This is a genomic window from Mesorhizobium sp. M0011, assembly GCF_040324155.1.
In the GTDB taxonomy this organism is placed as follows: Bacteria; Pseudomonadota; Alphaproteobacteria; order Rhizobiales; family Rhizobiaceae; genus Mesorhizobium.
The window spans coordinates 41,458-58,324 of record NZ_JAMYVQ010000036.1 but is presented as its reverse complement, the minus strand read 5'-3'; the positions used below and the strand labels follow the sequence as shown (position 1 = coordinate 58,324).

Annotated in this window: 18 protein-coding genes; 2 read left to right on the top strand and 16 right to left on the bottom strand. The window is 60.5% G+C overall.

All coding sequences use genetic code 11. From position 1 onward, the window contains the following. Nucleotides 1-456: 456 nt before the first annotated feature. Nucleotides 457-690, bottom strand: coding sequence for a helix-turn-helix domain-containing protein (locus tag NKK51_RS28270; RefSeq protein WP_023735803.1), 234 nt, complete (start codon nucleotides 688-690; stop codon nucleotides 457-459). 104 nt (nucleotides 691-794) lie between these two features. On the opposite strand from NKK51_RS28270, the gene NKK51_RS28265 reads away from it, so the two are divergent. Next, nucleotides 795-1,076 carry a DNA -binding domain-containing protein gene (locus tag NKK51_RS28265; protein WP_081731037.1) on the top strand — a complete coding sequence of 94 codons (282 nt, stop codon included), beginning with the start codon at nucleotides 795-797 and terminating at the stop codon, nucleotides 1,074-1,076. Between the two features lie 94 nt (nucleotides 1,077-1,170). Here the strand turns inward: NKK51_RS28265 and NKK51_RS28260 are convergent, their stop codons facing one another. The 15 genes from NKK51_RS28260 to NKK51_RS28190 all read right to left on the bottom strand — a co-directional run bounded on the left by NKK51_RS28260 (nucleotide 1,171) and on the right by NKK51_RS28190 (nucleotide 15,301). After that, on the bottom strand, nucleotides 1,171-3,081 hold the full coding sequence (locus NKK51_RS28260; protein ID WP_023694859.1) for a putative bifunctional diguanylate cyclase/phosphodiesterase: 1,911 nt from the start codon (nucleotides 3,079-3,081) through the stop codon (nucleotides 1,171-1,173). A gap of 293 nt (nucleotides 3,082-3,374) precedes the next feature. Beyond that, entirely contained in the window at nucleotides 3,375-4,556 is a 1,182-nt protein-coding gene (gene ubiM / locus NKK51_RS28255) for a 5-demethoxyubiquinol-8 5-hydroxylase UbiM (protein ID WP_352555411.1), read from the bottom strand. 418 nt (nucleotides 4,557-4,974) lie between these two features. Beyond that, a complete protein-coding gene (ccoS, locus tag NKK51_RS28250) occupies nucleotides 4,975-5,091 on the bottom strand; it encodes a cbb3-type cytochrome oxidase assembly protein CcoS (protein WP_084025756.1) in 117 nt (38 codons plus the stop codon). 169 nt (nucleotides 5,092-5,260) lie between these two features. Beyond that, nucleotides 5,261-5,419, bottom strand: a complete 159-nt coding sequence (locus tag NKK51_RS28245) for a BON domain-containing protein (RefSeq protein WP_352555409.1) — start codon at nucleotides 5,417-5,419, stop codon at nucleotides 5,261-5,263. Between the two features lie 69 nt (nucleotides 5,420-5,488). Further along, nucleotides 5,489-5,656 carry a CBS domain-containing protein gene (locus tag NKK51_RS28240; protein WP_348625571.1) on the bottom strand — a complete coding sequence of 56 codons (168 nt, stop codon included), beginning with the start codon at nucleotides 5,654-5,656 and terminating at the stop codon, nucleotides 5,489-5,491. After that, nucleotides 5,656-5,859 carry a CBS domain-containing protein gene (locus NKK51_RS28235; RefSeq protein ID WP_352555406.1) on the bottom strand — a complete coding sequence of 68 codons (204 nt, stop codon included), beginning with the start codon at nucleotides 5,857-5,859 and terminating at the stop codon, nucleotides 5,656-5,658. Before NKK51_RS28235 ends, NKK51_RS28240 begins: the two co-directional genes overlap by 1 nt. Before the next feature lie 137 nt (nucleotides 5,860-5,996). After that, complete coding sequence (gene ccoS, locus NKK51_RS28230) at nucleotides 5,997-6,167, bottom strand: cbb3-type cytochrome oxidase assembly protein CcoS (protein WP_023762793.1); 171 nt, start codon at nucleotides 6,165-6,167, stop codon at nucleotides 5,997-5,999. Further along, nucleotides 6,164-8,452, bottom strand: a complete 2,289-nt coding sequence (locus NKK51_RS28225) for a heavy metal translocating P-type ATPase (RefSeq protein ID WP_352555404.1) — start codon at nucleotides 8,450-8,452, stop codon at nucleotides 6,164-6,166. Before NKK51_RS28225 ends, ccoS (NKK51_RS28230) begins: the two co-directional genes overlap by 4 nt. Then, on the bottom strand, nucleotides 8,449-8,946 hold the full coding sequence (locus NKK51_RS28220; RefSeq protein ID WP_031261324.1) for a FixH family protein: 498 nt from the start codon (nucleotides 8,944-8,946) through the stop codon (nucleotides 8,449-8,451). The genes NKK51_RS28225 and NKK51_RS28220 overlap by 4 nt, the downstream gene beginning before the upstream one ends. After that, nucleotides 8,943-10,502: a cytochrome c oxidase accessory protein CcoG gene (ccoG, locus tag NKK51_RS28215; protein WP_352555402.1), complete on the bottom strand. Its 1,560-nt coding sequence runs from the start codon at nucleotides 10,500-10,502 to the stop codon at nucleotides 8,943-8,945. Before ccoG ends, NKK51_RS28220 begins: the two co-directional genes overlap by 4 nt. 128 nt (nucleotides 10,503-10,630) lie before the next feature. Next, nucleotides 10,631-11,494: a cytochrome-c oxidase, cbb3-type subunit III gene (ccoP, locus tag NKK51_RS28210; RefSeq protein WP_352555400.1), complete on the bottom strand. Its 864-nt coding sequence runs from the start codon at nucleotides 11,492-11,494 to the stop codon at nucleotides 10,631-10,633. 2 nt (nucleotides 11,495-11,496) lie between these two features. Beyond that, nucleotides 11,497-11,646 (bottom strand): cbb3-type cytochrome c oxidase subunit 3, encoded by a 150-nt coding sequence (locus tag NKK51_RS28205; RefSeq protein ID WP_352555398.1) that lies wholly within the window; start codon nucleotides 11,644-11,646, stop codon nucleotides 11,497-11,499. Between the two features lie 11 nt (nucleotides 11,647-11,657). Further along, complete coding sequence (gene ccoO / locus NKK51_RS28200; RefSeq protein WP_352555396.1) at nucleotides 11,658-12,389, bottom strand: cytochrome-c oxidase, cbb3-type subunit II; 732 nt, start codon at nucleotides 12,387-12,389, stop codon at nucleotides 11,658-11,660. A gap of 11 nt (nucleotides 12,390-12,400) precedes the next feature. Further along, a complete protein-coding gene (gene ccoN / locus NKK51_RS28195; protein ID WP_352555394.1) occupies nucleotides 12,401-14,011 on the bottom strand; it encodes a cytochrome-c oxidase, cbb3-type subunit I in 1,611 nt (536 codons plus the stop codon). Nucleotides 14,012-14,554: 543 nt separating this feature from the next. Then, a complete protein-coding gene (locus NKK51_RS28190) occupies nucleotides 14,555-15,301 on the bottom strand; it encodes a Crp/Fnr family transcriptional regulator (protein ID WP_023766606.1) in 747 nt (248 codons plus the stop codon). 154 nt (nucleotides 15,302-15,455) lie between these two features. Here NKK51_RS28190 and hemN point away from each other — a divergent pair, with 154 nt between their 5' ends. Beyond that, the gene (gene hemN / locus NKK51_RS28185; RefSeq protein WP_023766605.1) at nucleotides 15,456-16,805 is read left to right on the top strand and encodes an oxygen-independent coproporphyrinogen III oxidase; all 1,350 of its coding nucleotides are present in this window, start codon (nucleotides 15,456-15,458) and stop codon (nucleotides 16,803-16,805) included. Nucleotides 16,806-16,867: the final 62 nt, after the last annotated feature.

Genomic DNA, 16,867 nt, shown 5'->3' with positions numbered 1-16,867 from the left:
AGTAGGCGGACCGCATCCGAAGGACCGGAACGAAGAGGAGGACCCTGAGCGGCACGCGAAGGGTTGCGGGCTGCCGCAGCGGGTCTAGAAGGGAGTGCCGCCCCCCCCGCGCCACCGGGAAAGGCCAACAGACAAACCGCGCCGCCCGCAAGGGCGGCGGCCGTCACAGCCCGAAGGGCTGCCCACGCCAAGGGGCGAAGCCGAATGGCCGAGACCGCCTGAGCTTGCCGAAGAAAAGCGGGCTCGGTTCACGAGCACCTGGTGCGCGTCGTCAGGCGCGCGGGCGCGCGCCAAGTTTTTTCGCACATGGTCAGGCGGCGCAGTTACGTCGAGAACCCAAAGGCACCGCCGCCGTGCGCGCGGCTTCCTCCGAAAACCAGCGCTCGCCTTTCAACAAATTGAGGCATTGTCCTAGACAATATTCCTGTCCGGATCATGATAGATGCGGCGCGCCCGCTAGGACCGGAGGCTGGACAGAATCTCGCACGGATCAGCGTCAATGGCCGCAGTTATGTCGAGAAACTCGATGACGTCGAGACGCCGCTCTGCGCCCTCGTACTTGGCCACGAAGGATTGGGGACGACCAAGCTTGTCAGCCAGCTGCTCCTGGGTCAGGCCTTTGGCCTTGCGCAGCGAAACCAGCTGGGCCAGAAACCGCTGGTGGCGGGGCGATCGAAGGGATTTGGGCATGGAGGCGAACCGGTCGGGTAAAGACCGGATCAGCGACTAATCCCGGTTTCGGATTATCCCATTTTGGGATATGCTGCGTGCGCTCACAGGCGAGGTTCGCAGGCATGAATGGACCAATGGGAACAGATGAGACTCGAAGCTCAACTTTGAGCGATGAAGTCCCCTGGTCGGAGAACCTCACGAGCTACGACAGGGAGCATTTCACAATCTACCTGCGGATCCTGGATGCCTGCGCCGACAATGCCAGCGAAAAGGAGATGGCCGAGCGCATTCTCGGCATCGACCCGTCCATTGACCCGGTCCGCGCCCGCAAAGCTCTTCGCAGCCATATCGACCGTGCGAACTGGATGGTGACGACCGGCTACAAGGAACTGTTCGCCGGCTGATGCACAACGCCCACTGCCACGTGTTTCGAGCAGGCAAGTCTCTGTAGCCAAATTCGGCAGCGCACGGCCGCGACGGCCGGCGCGGCGGGAGCGGTCACAACTGGTTCGCGTGCTGTTTGACTGCCACTTCCAGTGCTTGCATCAAAGGCACAGCCTTGGAGAAGAGGAAGCCTTGAGCGGTTCGGCAGCCAAGCTTGTGCAGGGTTTGCCGATCCGCCTCTGTTTCGACGCCCTCGGCCATGACCTCGATCCCGAGCATGTCACCGAGTTCGATGACCGATTTGACAAGCAGTCGGTCCTCTCGGGACTTGGCCAGGCCGCGAATGAAGCCCTGGTCTATTTTCACCTTGCGTATCCGACGGTCCTTGAGAGATGCCAAGGTAGAAAAGCCGGTGCCGAAGTCATCGAGCGCGATGGAAATACCGGCATGTGAAAGCCGTCCGAGCTTTTCATCCACTCTGTCCGGGTCCACCGGCGATTCTTCGGTAATCTCGATTTCGAACATCGTCGCAGGCAGGCCTCTTGCCGCCAGACCATCCAGAACCATGTCGTCGATATCGCCGGCTTCCAGTTCGCGAGGGGAAACATTCATCGCCACACGAATGTCACGACAGTCAGCTTTCACCAAGCCGTCGATAAAAGCACAACAGTCGGCGAATACGGTTTGCGTCAGCAGCTGAAGCATTCCGGTTTCGCGTGCGGCCGTGATGATTTCGGGTGGAGAGATGGCACCATGCGTCGGATGGGACCATCTCAGCAAGGCTTCAAAACCGACCACGGTCTCGGTTTCGAGTTTCACGATCGGCTGGAACCAAGGTTGCAATCTTCCCGTCTTTATCGCCGAATGAAGATCCCGTTCGATCGACTGGCGACGTTGCAGTTCCCTGTCGAGTTCGGCATCGAACAGGCAAAATTCGTTCCTGCCATGGCGCTTGGCCGTATACAGGGCGATATCCGCCCGCAACAACATTTCAGTCAGGCTCGGCGTCTGCGCCAAGTATATCCCTATCGATGCCCCGACCCGAACGGACGCGACCTCGATATAGGGGCGAGCAATTTTGGCTATGATATTGGAGGCGAGATCACTGGCAGAAAGCGAAGCTCTCGTTGAGGGAAAAACCAGCACGAATTCATCGCCGCCGATACGAGCGAGCGTTGAGCCTTCGGGTGCTTCCTGCTCTATGCGGCGGGCGATCATGACAAGCAGTTCATCACCGGTCCTGTGACCGTAGGTGTCGTTGACAGATTTGAAGCCGTCCAGATCAATCAGCATTGCCACGAAGGGGCCATCCGCGGTCTTGAACCGACCGATGGCGTGTTCAAGGCCCCGCCTGTTGAGAAGGGCGGTCAGATGGTCCTCCCTGGAGTTGCGCTCCATTTCCGACGCAAATCGCTCTGCCTCATGTCTCAGGCGGCTTGCTTCGCGGAAGCGCGCCTGCCCAACAAACGAAGCTCGGACCAAGCCGCCCATGAAGAGCAGAACGGTGAAAGCCAGAATGTAGCGTTCAAAATTGCCTTTCGCCAAAAGGCACGCCACCGTGATGAGGAGTGGAGGTGTGATGAAGCTGGTCGCCGCCGCGGCATACGAACTGCCATATGTAACCGCACCAGCTGAAATGCCCGCCAGTATGACCAGATGCATCGGTGCTTGTGGTGTTGTGTATCCAACAGTCAGCACGGCCGGGAAGGACCAGGCAAATCCTGCCAGAAGGGCAAGGACGCCAAACATGCGAAGGCGCGGCAAAACGCCAAGCAAATCCTGATGGCGCCCCGTTTCCTTTAGCTGAAAACGGGCGAGTGCAAGCCGGGCGGCATTTAGCGCATTGACGACCAGGAACCAGCTTGCAGCGGCAAAGCCGCCGCCAGAAAGGGCCTGCACCGCGCAAATCAGGCCTGACAGGATCGCGCTTATCGGCATCGACACGAAGAGCCCGGCCCTCAGGTCAGCAAGCTGATCCTGACGGATTTTGGCCTCCAGCGATTCTTCTTCCTTTAGGGGTGCCATGAATGGACCAGCTTGCTTGCGTCGTTGTTCGCGAGGACCAAACCTATGCAAGCCCACTGAAGGACGGGTTAACTACCCAGCGAGGGTAACCAGTGCGCTCACCATGCTGCGGGTCACACCTTTGGCTTAGCATTGCCGAATCATCAAGGCTTCGCCCGCGCGCGTGCCTTGATCCGAATCATGCCATGATCGGCAACGTCACCAGGAAGCAGCCGTGCCCGCGACGACGCGCGCCAGCAAGACAAGGAAGCCTCGCCGAGACAGCGTTCCAGAGCGGCAGCGCTCTGTGCGATTCACCGCCTGAGCATGGCCGAAATGCCATGGCGGACAAAGGGAAGATGTTGGGCAAAGCGGAGCGCAGCATGTCTTGCAAGCCGTGCCGCCGGGTGCTCGCTTGAGTAGAGACCGACAAGCATGTTGGTGGCATGATAGAGCGGCCCCGCCGACAGCCGCAGCCGGCTTTCGTATCTGCCGAGCATGTCGGGATCGGCAATGTCGCGGCGGGCGCGACATGCTGTCAGTATTTTATGAGCGAGTTGCTTCTGGCCGCCGAGGCCGATGTTAAAGCCATGCGCGGTCACCGGGTGCATGCCGATGGCAGCATCGCCGATCAGTGCCGCACTCGGAGCCGAGAACTTGTGCGCCCAGGTCGTGACCAGCGGATAGGCATGGCGGGTGCTTGCCAGGGTCATCTGCCCGAGGCGTCCTCGACACCTGTTCATCAATTCCATGCGGAACAATTCGTCATCGAGAGCAGACAGTCTGTCGGCCTCGCTTGAGCGCAAAGTCAGAAGCAGCGACGACACGCCTTCCATGAGCGGCAACATCGCTATGGTCTGATGGTGGTCGAACCATTCGACCGCGATCTGGTGATGGACGCGCTCGTGCCTCACTCGGCAAATCAGCATGGAGTGGCCAAGCGGATGGATGTTGGCGCCAATGCCGAGCAGGTCGCGCATCGGGGACAAACGCGAATCCGCTGCTACGAGCAGCCGAGCGGCCAATTGCCTGCCATCAGAAAGCGTTATGACCGCCTCGTCTTCGCTATTTGTTGCATTGACGACCGAGTTGCCGCACAGGAGCCGGGCATGATCCTGGAAGTGGACAATTTTGAACAGGGCATCGCGGATCCGACAATTTGGGACCAGAAATCCGAGTGGTTCCCCAGATCCGCTGGGAGCATCGAAGCTCAGGGCGAAAGGGCTGGATCCGTTGAGCACGCGCGCGCCATGAAGCGGTGATTTGTCCGATGCGGGGATGGCATCCCAGGCGCCGAGCTCGCGAAGGATTCTCACTGATGCGTGGGTCAGCGCGATCTCGCGACCGTCGAAAGCCGGATTCGCCAGGCTGTCGAGCGACTGCCGTTCAACCACTGCCACCTTGAGTCGGCTCCAGGCGAGCGATGCTGCGAAGGCAAGTCCGACCGGCCCAGCTCCGACGACAATGATGTCGAATTTGTCGACATAGCCGGCCATCAGCGTGCCGCCATAGCGGCTATCTTCGATACGAAGCGCTCTTGAAGCATCGCAATCACCCACGGTTTGCCGCTCATCTCCCCAACTCGATAGACATGCGTTCTCCGTTGGAAGCCTGGTCAATGAAACCATGCCGATGAAGAGATAACGCTGATCTGAATCAACCAGGCTCGACAAACCCGGCAGCGGCGGGTTCACGGTCGAGTGGTCGATTGCCGTGAAAACGTCTGCATGTCTGGGCATTCTGAATGGTCGGCTTCCCAATCGCGTGCCCCTCCTGGCCAAAGGTTCGGCAACGCATTGTGGCTGATCCGTTCTTCGCACGCGCGCCGATATCGTCATGACGCGGGCAATCGCCAGCAAAGATTCGGTCGACTGACGACCAGCATCCGCACAGTCGTTGGCGCCGCCAACCGGTTCAGCCTCGCGGCTCTTCCCGATCGATAAGGACCCGCTCGGCGGAGCCGTCGAGATCTTCGTATTGGCCGCTCTTCAAGATCCACAGGAAGCCCCGGTCCAAGCCCCACCAAAACAGGCAGCGGCCATCGCATTTCCGTCAGGACGGGCGTCTTGCTGCCGACAGCGTGCTCTCCGACCATAACGCGCTAGACGCCGAAGGAACTCGCCGACGGCCTCATGTCCAAATGATGTGGGAAGGGAGCAAACCAAAGGGACTCTGCTTGGCGTCCCCGCTTTTTTCGCAGCTATGAAACCATCACTGAGAACGGATCCGTACTGAGGAGGAGGCGGTCCTTGACTTGCCCGACGCCGGCAACCTTCTCAGCCGCAACGATCGCTGCCTTCCACTGACGCTCGTCGACAATCGCCCCCTTCAGTTCGACAAGGCCGTCGCTGACCCTCACATCGATCAAGTCCCACCGCTCCAGGTTTGTGGCTGCAGTTCGGCAAGGATAGCCTTGCGGATCAGTTCGTCATCGGGTGGCGTGGTTCCCTGTTTCGGCATGGCGGATCAGGACAAGCAGCAAATCAGTTCGCGTGATGATGCCGACGACCCTTTCCCGATCGACAATCGGGACATTGTTGATGCGGTGTTGCATCATGAGGTCGACAGGAGGCGCCGAGATGAGGTGTGTGGTCATCACCTGATGGATGATCCGTCCATTCGAGCGCACACATAGTCATTGGCGGTTGTGCCCGGGCCAAGATCAAGCTCCAGCCATCGCGGACGCACACGCTGGGTTCCGAGTTCCTCTCGGCGCAAGAAGTCGCTTTTGCTTACAATGCCAACCAAGGTGCCGTCGCTGGTCGTTACCGGCAGGCAGCTGACTTTGCTTGAAAGCATGACCGCTTAGGCGATCGTCGCGTTCGCATGCGTCGTGATGACTGGCTTTGTCATTAAGGATCGGCTTGCATCCTCACCCTCCTGATCTTTCGTCGGACGACGATAGGACATCCCGACCCGCGGCGCGTTGATCTGAGTCACTTGGAACGAGTGGCATTCTCCGCGCCGTCGTCGCTGTCGATGAGAATGCGCTCCGCCGCGCCATCGAGATCCTCGTACTGGCCGCTTCTCAACGCCCAAAGGAAGCCGGACAGGCCGAGTGCGCCAAGGAATAGCGCTACGGGGATGAGGTAGACGAGCGTCGTCATGACGATTGAGCCATGGCGCCGGCGCGCGCGGGCCTGTCTTGCCGCGCAATTGCGGACGACGCACCCGTTGCGAAGCCTTGCAGACGCATGGCATTTCCAACCACGAGCAATGACGAGGCTGACATGGCAATCGCGGCGATAAGAGGCGTGACATGCCCCAGTATGGCGATCGGCACGGCGATGGCATTGTAGACGATCGCAATCACGATGTTCTGGCGAATCAGGCTTCCCGCCTTGCGCGAGACATCCAGCGCGAGAGGCACTGCCAGAAGGCTTTCGCGCAGGAATACGAAATCGGCCGCGTTGCGGCCAATGTCGGCGGCGGTGGCAGGAGCGATCGAGACATGCGCAGCGCTCAGCGCAGGCGTGTCGTTGAGACCGTCGCCAACCATCAGAACCCTGTGTCCGTCTTTCGCCGCCGTCTCAATGCGTTCGACCTTGCCGGACGGCAGCAGGCACGGAATAAAATTGTCGATACCCAGCATTTTTGCAACTTCGCCGCAGGCGCCCGCGGTATCGCCCGACAGCATTTCCACCGACACCCCAGCATGGGTCAATTGCCCGATCGCCGCCCTGGCGTCGGCGCGCAGCGCGTCCTCAAAATCGAAGGTCGCGACAATGAACCCGTCTTTTGTCAGCACCGTTCCGCCATAGCCATGTTTGCCTTCGCCGCCGGTCCGGGCCTTCCATCCAGCCCATCCGCGCCGGCCCAGCCGCCAGGTGCTACCTGTCGCTGTGGCTTCGATCCCGAAACCCGGGTGCTCGGTGACGGCATCGAATTTGTGCTGCCCGCCAAGGCGGGCAAAACCGGCTATGGCCTTCGAAAACGGGTGACGCGAGTGCGCAGCCATGTCTCCCGCGATTGCCAGCATGGCCGGATCAATCGAGTCCGCATTGACCAGCCGGGGCTGGCCGAGGGTGAGCGTTCCGGTCTTGTCGAACACCGCTTTATCAATCGTCGCCAGGCGCTCCATGGCCGAACCGTCCTTGACCATGATGCCGTTCTCGAACAGGCGCCGCGCCGCGACCACCTGGACGATCGGTACGGCGAGGCCGAGCGCGCACGGGCATGTGATGATCAGAACGGCAATGGCGATGGTTATCGCCCGGTGCCAGTCACCGGTCGCCGCCATCCAGCCAAGGAACGTCGCGAAGGCTGTGAGATGAACCACCGGGGCATAGAGCGCTGAAACACGATCGGCGATCCGGCGATAATGCGCGCGGCCGCCCTCTGCGGACTCCATCAGCCGAACCATTTCCGCCAGAAACGAATCTTTCGCGGCGGCGGTCGCCTCGATCGTCAGCGGGCCGGTTAGGTTGAGGACACCGGCCTGCACGGCTTCGCCTGCCGCTACGTTTCGAGGCGTGCTCTCGCCGGAAACCAACGAGCAGTCCAGATCCGAGGCCCCTTGAATGATCTTGCCGTCGACGGGGATTCTCTCGCCGGCAGCGATCAACAGCAGCATGCCAAGTTCGATCTCGCCAACCGGCAGATAGTCGCGTGCACCATCGCCGCGCAGCACCAGGGCGCCACGTGCGGCCAACTGGGACAGGCCTTTCACGGCGGTCCGGGCACGTTCGCGCATGACGTGATCCAACGTGCGGCCGATCAGGAGGAAGAACAGCAGCGACACCGATGCGTCGAAATAGGCGTGGTCGCCATGGGTGATCGTCTCATAGAGGCTCATGGCGTATGCCAGCGACACCCCGACCGCGATCGGCACGTCCATGTTCATGCGACCGTGGCGCAACGCATTCCAGGCCGAGCGGAAGAAGATGCCGCCGGCGAAGGCTAGTGCAGGGATGGCGATAAGCGCCGAGACCCAGTGGAACAGGTCGCGGGTAGCGCCTTCAGCACCGGACCAGACAGAGACCGAAAGCAGCATGATGTTGCCCGCCGCAAAGCCGGCGACAGCAACGGCGCGGATCAGCTCCGAAAGCGTCTTGTCCTTGTTGTCGACCTCGGGGTCGAACAGATGCGCCTCGTACCCCAGCCGTCCCAGCGCGGCGACGAATGGTGGTACCTGGTTTCCACGCCAGCGGACCGCGACCCGCTTCGTCGACAGGTTGACACGAGCGCTCTCCACTTGATCGAGCTTTCCCAGTGCTGTCTCGATCGCCTGGATGCAGGCCGCGCAATGAACCGTGGGGACCGAAAGATCGGTCTGGCGGAGATCATCGCCAAGCGATCGGCTCGCCAGCCTGATCTCCTGGCTGGACGGCAGGACCGATCCGGCGTTGACCAGATCAAGCGCCATTTCGGCGCCCGGTGCACAACAACTCATTGCAGCGCTCCATTGGAAATCATGATCCTGCGGACGTCGCGATACGGTTTATCCAGGCCGGCATCGGCGTCGACTTCGACGATCCAGACACCATCCTTCGGCAAATGCTGGGCGGCGAATTCCTGACCCGAGGCGAGGACGAGCTTGATGGATTCATCCTCTTTTTCGTAAGCGGGATGGCGAAACAGCGCCTTCACGCCATGCAAGGGAACCGGTTTGCCGGCGGCGTCGATGAGGCCGTAGCGGACTTCACCCGATGCGATGGTCAGCTTGCCGGTCCAGCCGAGGGCTGCCTGCGCCCGCCCTTCCTCGGCCTTCCTGTTGAACTGCTGGCTCGCCACATAGGTGTTTTCGACGACCAGGCCGGTCCAGCTCGTGTTGGCAAGCGTCGCCATGGTCAGATTGACCGCGATGACCACACCGAAAAAGGCCAGGATGATGGCCAACATGTGCCTGCCGGTGAATTCGCGGGTTTTTTGTGTTCTGGCGCTCATCTGGCAGTCTCCGGCGCGTTGAAGGTGGCGGTGTACTCGTTCGACTCGAAGCTGGCTCTGTCCTCGACGCGGAACTTGAAGGTCTGTGCCGGAGCGCGGATCTGGTCCGCCGGCTGGCGAACGAAGACCCTCAGCATTTTCAGGCGGTCGGGTTCGACCGGAATGGCGAAGGAACGGCCTGCGGGGATGTCGTCGCCGACGACGACGATGTCAGCGCCTTCAAGGCCCTGCATGGTTACGACGATCGTCCTCGGCTCGGGGATCATGTTGAGCAGCTTGACGGTGTAGCCGTTGCGGATCGAGCCGTCGGAGAGCGTCACGAATTGTGGATTGCGGTCGTGCAGGACATTGATTTCGAGCCGGTCGCGCGTCAGCAGCGAGTAGAGGAGGCCCAGGCCGATCAGCGACCACATAGCCATGTAGACATAGGTGCGTGGCCGAAAGATCTTGCGGATGTGGAAATGCGCCACTCTGTCCGAAAACAGGCCGTCATCCGTCCTGACCAGCGCCGGATTGACTGAGCTGGACCCGCCTGCAGTCGCCAGCATCATGTTGGCGTTGTAGTCGGAGAGCGTCGCATAGGCGATCAGCCCACGCTCCTTGCCGAGCTTGTCCATGACGCCGTCACAGGCGTCGATGCAGAGCGCGCAAGTGATGCATTCGAGCTGCTGGCCATCGCGAATGTCGATCCCCATCGGGCAGACCGCGACACAGGCATTGCAGTCGACGCAGTCGCCGACGGACTGCCCTGCAGCTTGCACCTTCTTCGCATGACGCGAACGCGGTTCGCCGCGCCAGTCATTATAGGTGACGGTGAGCGAACTTTCGTCGAGCATGGCTGCCTGGATGCGCGGCCATGGGCACATATAGGTGCAGACCTGCTCGCGCATCAGCCCGCCGAACGTGTAGGTCGTTGCCGTCAGCACGGCGACGGTGATGTAGGCGACGGGGGCTGCCGTGCCGGTGAAGAGTTCGCCAAGCAGGCTGGGCGCGTCACCGAAATAAAAGATCCACGCGCCGCCCGTCAGCGCGCCTATGATCAGCCAGATGGCGTGTTTCGACACCCGCAGCACGAGTTTGCGGCTGGTCCAGGGACCGGCGTCGAGCTTGATGCGCGCATTGCGGTCACCCTCGATGGCTCGCTCGACGACCAGGAACAGATCGACCCATACGGTCTGCGGGCACGTATAGCCGCACCAGGCACGGCCAACAGTCGACGTGATCAGGAAAAGACCGACGCCGGCCATGACCAGAAGGCCTGCCACATAATAGAATTCCTGCGGCCATATCTCGATGAAGAAGAAATAGAAACGCCGCTTAGCGACATCGAGCAGCACGGCCTGGTCCGGGCTAAACGAGCCCCGATCCCAGCGCAGCCACGGCGTCAGATAGTAGATGCCGAGCGTGACCGCCATCACCAGCCATTTGAACTGGCGAAAGCTGCCCGAGGCCCGCTTCGGGAAGATCTTCTTGCGCGCAGCGTACATTGGCTGACGCACCTTGGCGGAGTTGGCCGGCGTGGGTTCGATCCTTTCTATTTGCGTGTTATCAAGCACGAGAAGCTCCAGTCACCAGCGACGATTTCGCCGGAAACCGACTCATCGGTTCTGGATGATGCCGAGGCCCGGCTTGCGCCGGGCCTCGTCGCTTGGCGGGAGGGGAGGACGAGAATAGGCTTCTGCTCCTATTCTCCGCCGCCAAGCGAATGGATGTAGACCGACAGTTCCTTGACCTTGGTCTCGCCGAGGCGCGCGCCCCAGGCCGGCATCACGCCCTGTTTCGGCGCGGTGACCTGGGCGGTGATGGCCGCTTCGCCTGACCCGTAGAGCCAGATGGCGTCGGTCAGATCTGGAGCGCCGAGTTCCTTGTTGCCTTTTGCATTGTCGCCGTGACAGGCCACGCAATTTTCGGCAAAGACCTTGGCGCCGGGCGCGACCAACGATTGATCGCCGACAGTGCCGGACAGGCTGGCAACGTAGGTGCTGACCTGTTTGATCTGATCGGCGGTGATGATGTCGCCAAAGGCCGGCATTTCCGACAGGCGCGTAGCCGGGTCGGAGGCGAAGCGGATGCCATGAGCGATCGTCTGCTGGATCTGGTCCACCTCGCCGCCCCACAGCCAGTCGTCGTCATTTAGGTTCGGAAAGCCCTTGGACCCCTGGGCGCCGGAACCGTGGCACTGCACGCAATTGACCTTGAACGCGGCGGCGCCGGCAGCGACGGCGAATTCGCGCAGCGTGTCATCCGCAGCAATCTCCGAAACACTTTTCGACTCTATTGCGGCGACATATTTGCCCTTTGCCGCTTCGGCCGCGGACAACTCGTTCTTGACTTCGTTGCGGCTGGAATAGCCAAGTACGCCCTTTGTCGCGGAGTGCAACAGCGGCCATGCCGGGTAGGCAATTGTGTAACCGATCGCCCAGACGATGGTGATGTAGAAGGTGATGACCCACCAGTGCGGGAGCGGGTTGTTGAGCTCGCGAATGCCGTCCCACTCATGACCGGTCGTCGAGATGCCGGAAACCTCGTCAATGTGATCGCTGCTCATGATCAGTCCTCCTTCAGAGGAATTTGAGCTGCTTCGCCGGCTTGCCCGCGGCTGCCGGGACGAAGTGCAAAGGCAACGGATCCGATGAAGAAAAGAGCCATGGCAAGCAGGCCCCAGCTGTCGGCAAACTCCCGCATGAAATTGTACGTCATCGCCATTGTCCTCAGCGGTAGCCCGCGGTCTCATCGTAGTTCTTGAAATCGACAAGCGTGCCGAGCATCTGGAGATAGGAAACCAGGGCGTCCATTTCGGTGACTTGCTGCGGATCACCGTCGAAATCGCCGATCTTGGCCTTGGGGTAGCGGGCCTCGAGGCCGGATGTGTCGGCGTTGGGATCAGCCTGCGTCATCAAATCGGCATTGGCGTTAACGACCATGTCGTCGGAGTAGGGGACGCCGACGCGCCTGTTGGCAACCAGATGCGTCGAGAAATCATTCACCGCGATCGGCCTATCCTTCAGAAAGCCATAGCTCGGCATGATGGATTCCGGCACCACGGAACGAGGGTCCGTGAGGTGCTCGACATGCCAAAGATTGGAGTAGCGATCGCCAACCCGAGCGAGGTCCGGTCCGGTGCGCTTCGATCCCCACTGGAAGGGATGATCATACATCGACTCGGCCGCCAGGCTGTAATGGCCGTAGCGCTCAACCTCGTCGCGGAACGGCCTGATCATCTGGCTATGGCAGAGATAGCATCCCTCACGCACATAGATGTTGCGCCCGACCAGTTCGAGCGGCGAGTAGGGCCGCATGCCTTCGACCTTCTCGATCGTGTTGTCGAGATAGAACAGCGGCGCGATCTCGACGATGCCGCCGATTGTCACGACCAGCAGCGACCCGAGGAGAAGAAGTGTAGCGTTCTTCTCGATGACCGCGTGTCTGTTCATCAACCTCATTTTCTGTCTCATCATCGCGCAAGCTGGAGGGCGGGAACGGAGCCGGGCATCGGATCCTCCTCGCGCCGGTAGCCAAGGATGGTCATGGCGATGTTCCAGGCCATGATCAGGGCGCCGGAAAGGTACATGGCTCCGCCGATGGCGCGCATCACATAGTAGGGGTGCATGGCGGCGACGGTTTCGGCGAAGGAATAGACGAGGAAGCCCTGCTCGTCGTATTCGCGCCACATCAGGCCCTGCATGATGCCCGATACCCACATCACCGACGCGTAGACAACGATGCCGAGCGTCGCCAGCCAGAAGTGCCAGGTCACGAGCCTGAGTGAATAGAGCCGTTCACGATTCCACAGCTTCGGCACCATGAAGTAGATTGCGCCGAACGAGATCATGCCAACCCAGCCGAGCGCGCCGGAATGGACGTGGCCAATGGTCCAGTCGGTGTAGTGCGACAGCGAGTTGACCGTCTTGATCGACATCATCGGACCCTCGAAGGTGGACATGCCGTAGAAGGCGATGGCCATCACCATCATGCGGATGATCGGATCGGTGCGGAGCTTGTCCCAGGCGCCCGACAGCGTCATCAGGCCATTGATCATGCCGCCCCATGACGGCATCCACAGCATGATCGAGAACACCATGCCGAGCGTCTGCGCCCAATCGGGCAAGGCGGTGTAGTGCAAATGATGGGGTCCAGCCCAGATGTAGAGAAAGATGATTGCCCAGAAATGGACGATCGACAGCCGGTAGGAATAGACCGGCCGGTTCGCCTGCTTGGGTACGAAATAATACATCATGCCGAGAAAGCCGGCGGTCAGAAAGAAACCCACGGCGTTGTGGCCATACCACCATTGCGTCAGAGCGTCCTGGACCCCGGAGAAAGCCGAATAGCTCTTCGAGCCCAGGAAGGAGGCGGGCATGGAGAGGTTGTTGACCACATGCAGCATCGCGATGGTGACGATGAAGGACAGGTAGAACCAGTTAGCGACGTAGATGTGGGGTTCCTTGCGCTTCAGGATCGTGCCGAGGAACAGGATGAGATAGGCGACCCAGACAATGGTCAGCCAGATGTCCACATACCATTCGGGCTCGGCGTATTCGCGGCTCTCGGTGATGCCGAGCAGGTAGCCAGTCGCTGCCATGACGATGAAGAGCTGGTAGCCCCAGAACACGAACCAGCCGAGATCGCCGCCGAACAGCCGGGCGCGGCAGGTGCGTTGCACGACATAGAGAGACGTGCAAAGCAGCGCGTTGCCGCCGAAGGCGAAGACGACTCCCGACGTATGCAGTGGCCGCAAACGGCCAAAGTTGAACCAGGGCTGGATGTTGAGATCGGGATAGGCAAGCTGCAGCGCGATGACCACGCCGACAAGCATGCCGATGACACCCCAGAACATGGTGGCGATGGCGCCATAGCGGATTGGCCCGTCCATGTAAGCGGACGGGTCGATCGGCGCGGCAGGCTTGAACTCAGTGTTGCGCAACAGGATCGCAGTGAAGCCAGCCAAGGCGAAGAACAAGACCCACATATGCTGGCGAAAGGGTTCATCCATCCCAGCGCCAGCGGCCACCAAAGCCGCGAATGCGAACAGGCTTAGAAGCACGATTTCTTTGCCGAATTTCATCGCAAGCCCCGATTTCCAATTCCGGCGGATGCCAAACCGCGGTGCCTTATTGCGCAGCCGTCGCCTGCTCGCCCTGATCCATGTCAGAGCCGCACCATTTTGCTTCGAGCAGCATCGAGTTCGTTGCGATCAGACTGTGTCGAATGTGGAAGTGCAGCACCGGCCGACGGTTTATGGACAGGCCCGGCGTCCCCAGTCGGGGCCCGGGTAGGAGGCGACCGCGGGCGTGTGGGGAAGCGCACCTTGACGCTGGTAAGCAGGCCGATGCCTTACCGAACGTCGATCGTTTCAATGCCTTGGAACAGCCAGCGCCAGCGTTGCGCTGCCTTCGCGACATTTATAGTTTGGACGGCGATTTTCGCCTGCGTATGAGGCATATTGACTTCGGCCAAGTGTGGATGCTTCGCCGACGAGCCCAAACGCAACTGGCGTATACGATCGGAATTAGAACGGGCTGTCGCTACGCGATGTCTTCTGAGCCCAACGCGAGCATGCCCTGCCCCGAATGAAGTAAGTGGCGTGGGCCATGCAGCTTCGTGTCATTCAAACGGCTATTGCGCCTCGGCCGCCGCAGCGCCGTTCCAGCCGGCTCATGCTGTCCACGGTGACGCGGCGGTTGTTCTCGATCCGAATCACGCCGTCCATTCTCAGGCTGGTCAGCTGACGGCTCACGGTCTCGTTAGTGATTCCAAGGAAATCAGAGATGTCGGCACGCGTCATCGGCAGCTCGAAGCACGCCGACCTAGCCGCCGGGTCAACATTGGAGTCGATGTTCCGGGCAATCATGAGGAGAAAGCTCGCCACCTTCTCTGGTGCGGTCTTGCGCCCCAGAGTCACCATCCATTCGCGGGCCTCGTCGAGTTCGTTCAGCGCCTGCTTGAGCAGGCGATGCACAAATTCGGGTGACTGCTTCATCATCCGTTCGATGGCCGCTCTCGGAAACGAGCATAGCGAGACAGCTGTTGCCGCTTCCGCATTGATCGCACTTTTCATCTTGAAGGGCCGTCCCAGAAAATCCGGCGCGAACTGGAGACCGACGATCTGCTGGCGGCCGTCCGAAAGGCTCTTCGTGAGCTTCACCACGCCTGAAAGCACGTTTGAATAACAGTCGACCGCCTCGGCGTCGCCGATCAGTTCGACCCCCGGCTCGATATTGTGCCGCGACGACGTCTTGGCGAGCTGAGCCAAATCGTCTGGCTCGAGCGCGCCACAGACACCGCGGCGCCGTGCCTCGCAAGGCAAGCAAAGAACGGGAATGCCGGAACTGTGAATATCCTGCCGTAATGTCATTCGATCGCTCTACCGGTCCAGTGCGGGCAGGATAGCAATCCACGGTAGAAAAATCCTTGCGGCAGTTTGTCCGTGCTGAAGGTTGATCGAAATCAGGGCTTAGGCTCATCCAAGCATCCACAGTTCGGGCGACGCAAACACGGTGGACCACGACATGCGACAAAAGCTAGCTGCCAGACTTGGCGAGAACGTCCCGCGCTATACCAGTTATCCGACTGCGCCCCATTTCCATGCGGGCGTCGATGCCGTCGTTTACCGAGGCTGGTTGGAGGCGCTCGAAGGTGGTGACGAGATATCGCTTTACCTGCATATTCCCTATTGCGACAGGCTCTGCTGGTTCTGCGCGTGCCATACCAAACAGACCCGCCACTACGAGCCGGTGGCCGCTTATCTGCGCTCGCTGTATGCGGAGATCGCCACGGTTGGCGGCCTTGTTACCGGCAAGGGCCGAGTTCGCGCGGTTCATTTCGGCGGCGGTTCCCCGACGATGCTGGAACCTGAGGATATTGTGGCGCTGGGAAGCGTCCTGCGCAACAGCTTCGCCTTTCTTCCCGGCGCCAAGATCAGCGTTGAAATCGAACCCAATGATATGGACGATGCCCGCCTCGATGCGCTTGCCGAAATCGGCACGACCCGTGCGAGCCTCGGCGTCCAGGACTTCGATCCGAAGGTTCAGAAGGCAATCAACCGCGAGCAGAGCTTTTTGCAGACCAAAGCGGTAGTCGACGGTGTTCGTTCGCGCGGCGTCGAATCGGTCAATCTAGACCTGCTCTACGGCTTGCCGCACCAGACGAGGGAGAGCGTCTCCTCCACCGTCGCGCAGGCGCTGACCTTGGAACCCGACAGGATAGCGCTTTTTGGCTACGCCCATGTGCCGTGGTTCAAGAAACATCAGACCATGATAGACGAGGCATGGCTGCCCGGTCCCGCGGAGAGATTTGCTCAATTGCAACTGGCGGCGCGGGCGATCGTGGACCAGGGGTACGAAGCAATCGGCCTCGACCATTTCGCCAAACCCGGCGATGCCCTGGCCCTTGCCGCCCGCGCCGGAACACTGCACCGGAACTTTCAGGGTTACACCGACGATTGCTGCGAAACCTTGATTGGGCTAGGCCCATCGTCCATCAGCCAGTTTCGGCAGGGCTATGCGCAGAATATGCCTTCGACCAGCGAATATCGATGCACGGTTGATGACGGCGGGCTGGCCGCTGTTCGGGGTATCGCACTTTCCAACGACGACCGCGTTCGCGGCTGGATCATCGAACGTTTGATGTGCGACTTCGCCTTCTCGGCCATCGATCTGGTGGAACGCTTCGGCGAGGCCGGCCAGAGGCTCCTCCTTCAGTCAAGTTCCATGGCCCTCCACGATCCGGTTCGATTGCTTGAACTTGATGGCGACAGATTCGTTGTGCCGGCTGAAAGTCGCCCTTTCGTCCGAAGCATCGCGGCCAGGTTCGACAAATATTTCGAAACTGGAACGGCCAGGCACTCGGCGGCAGTCTGAGCACCGCAGAGGAACGGTCATGGCTCTCACTCGATCGTGAACCGATTGCGATCGTTTTCCAC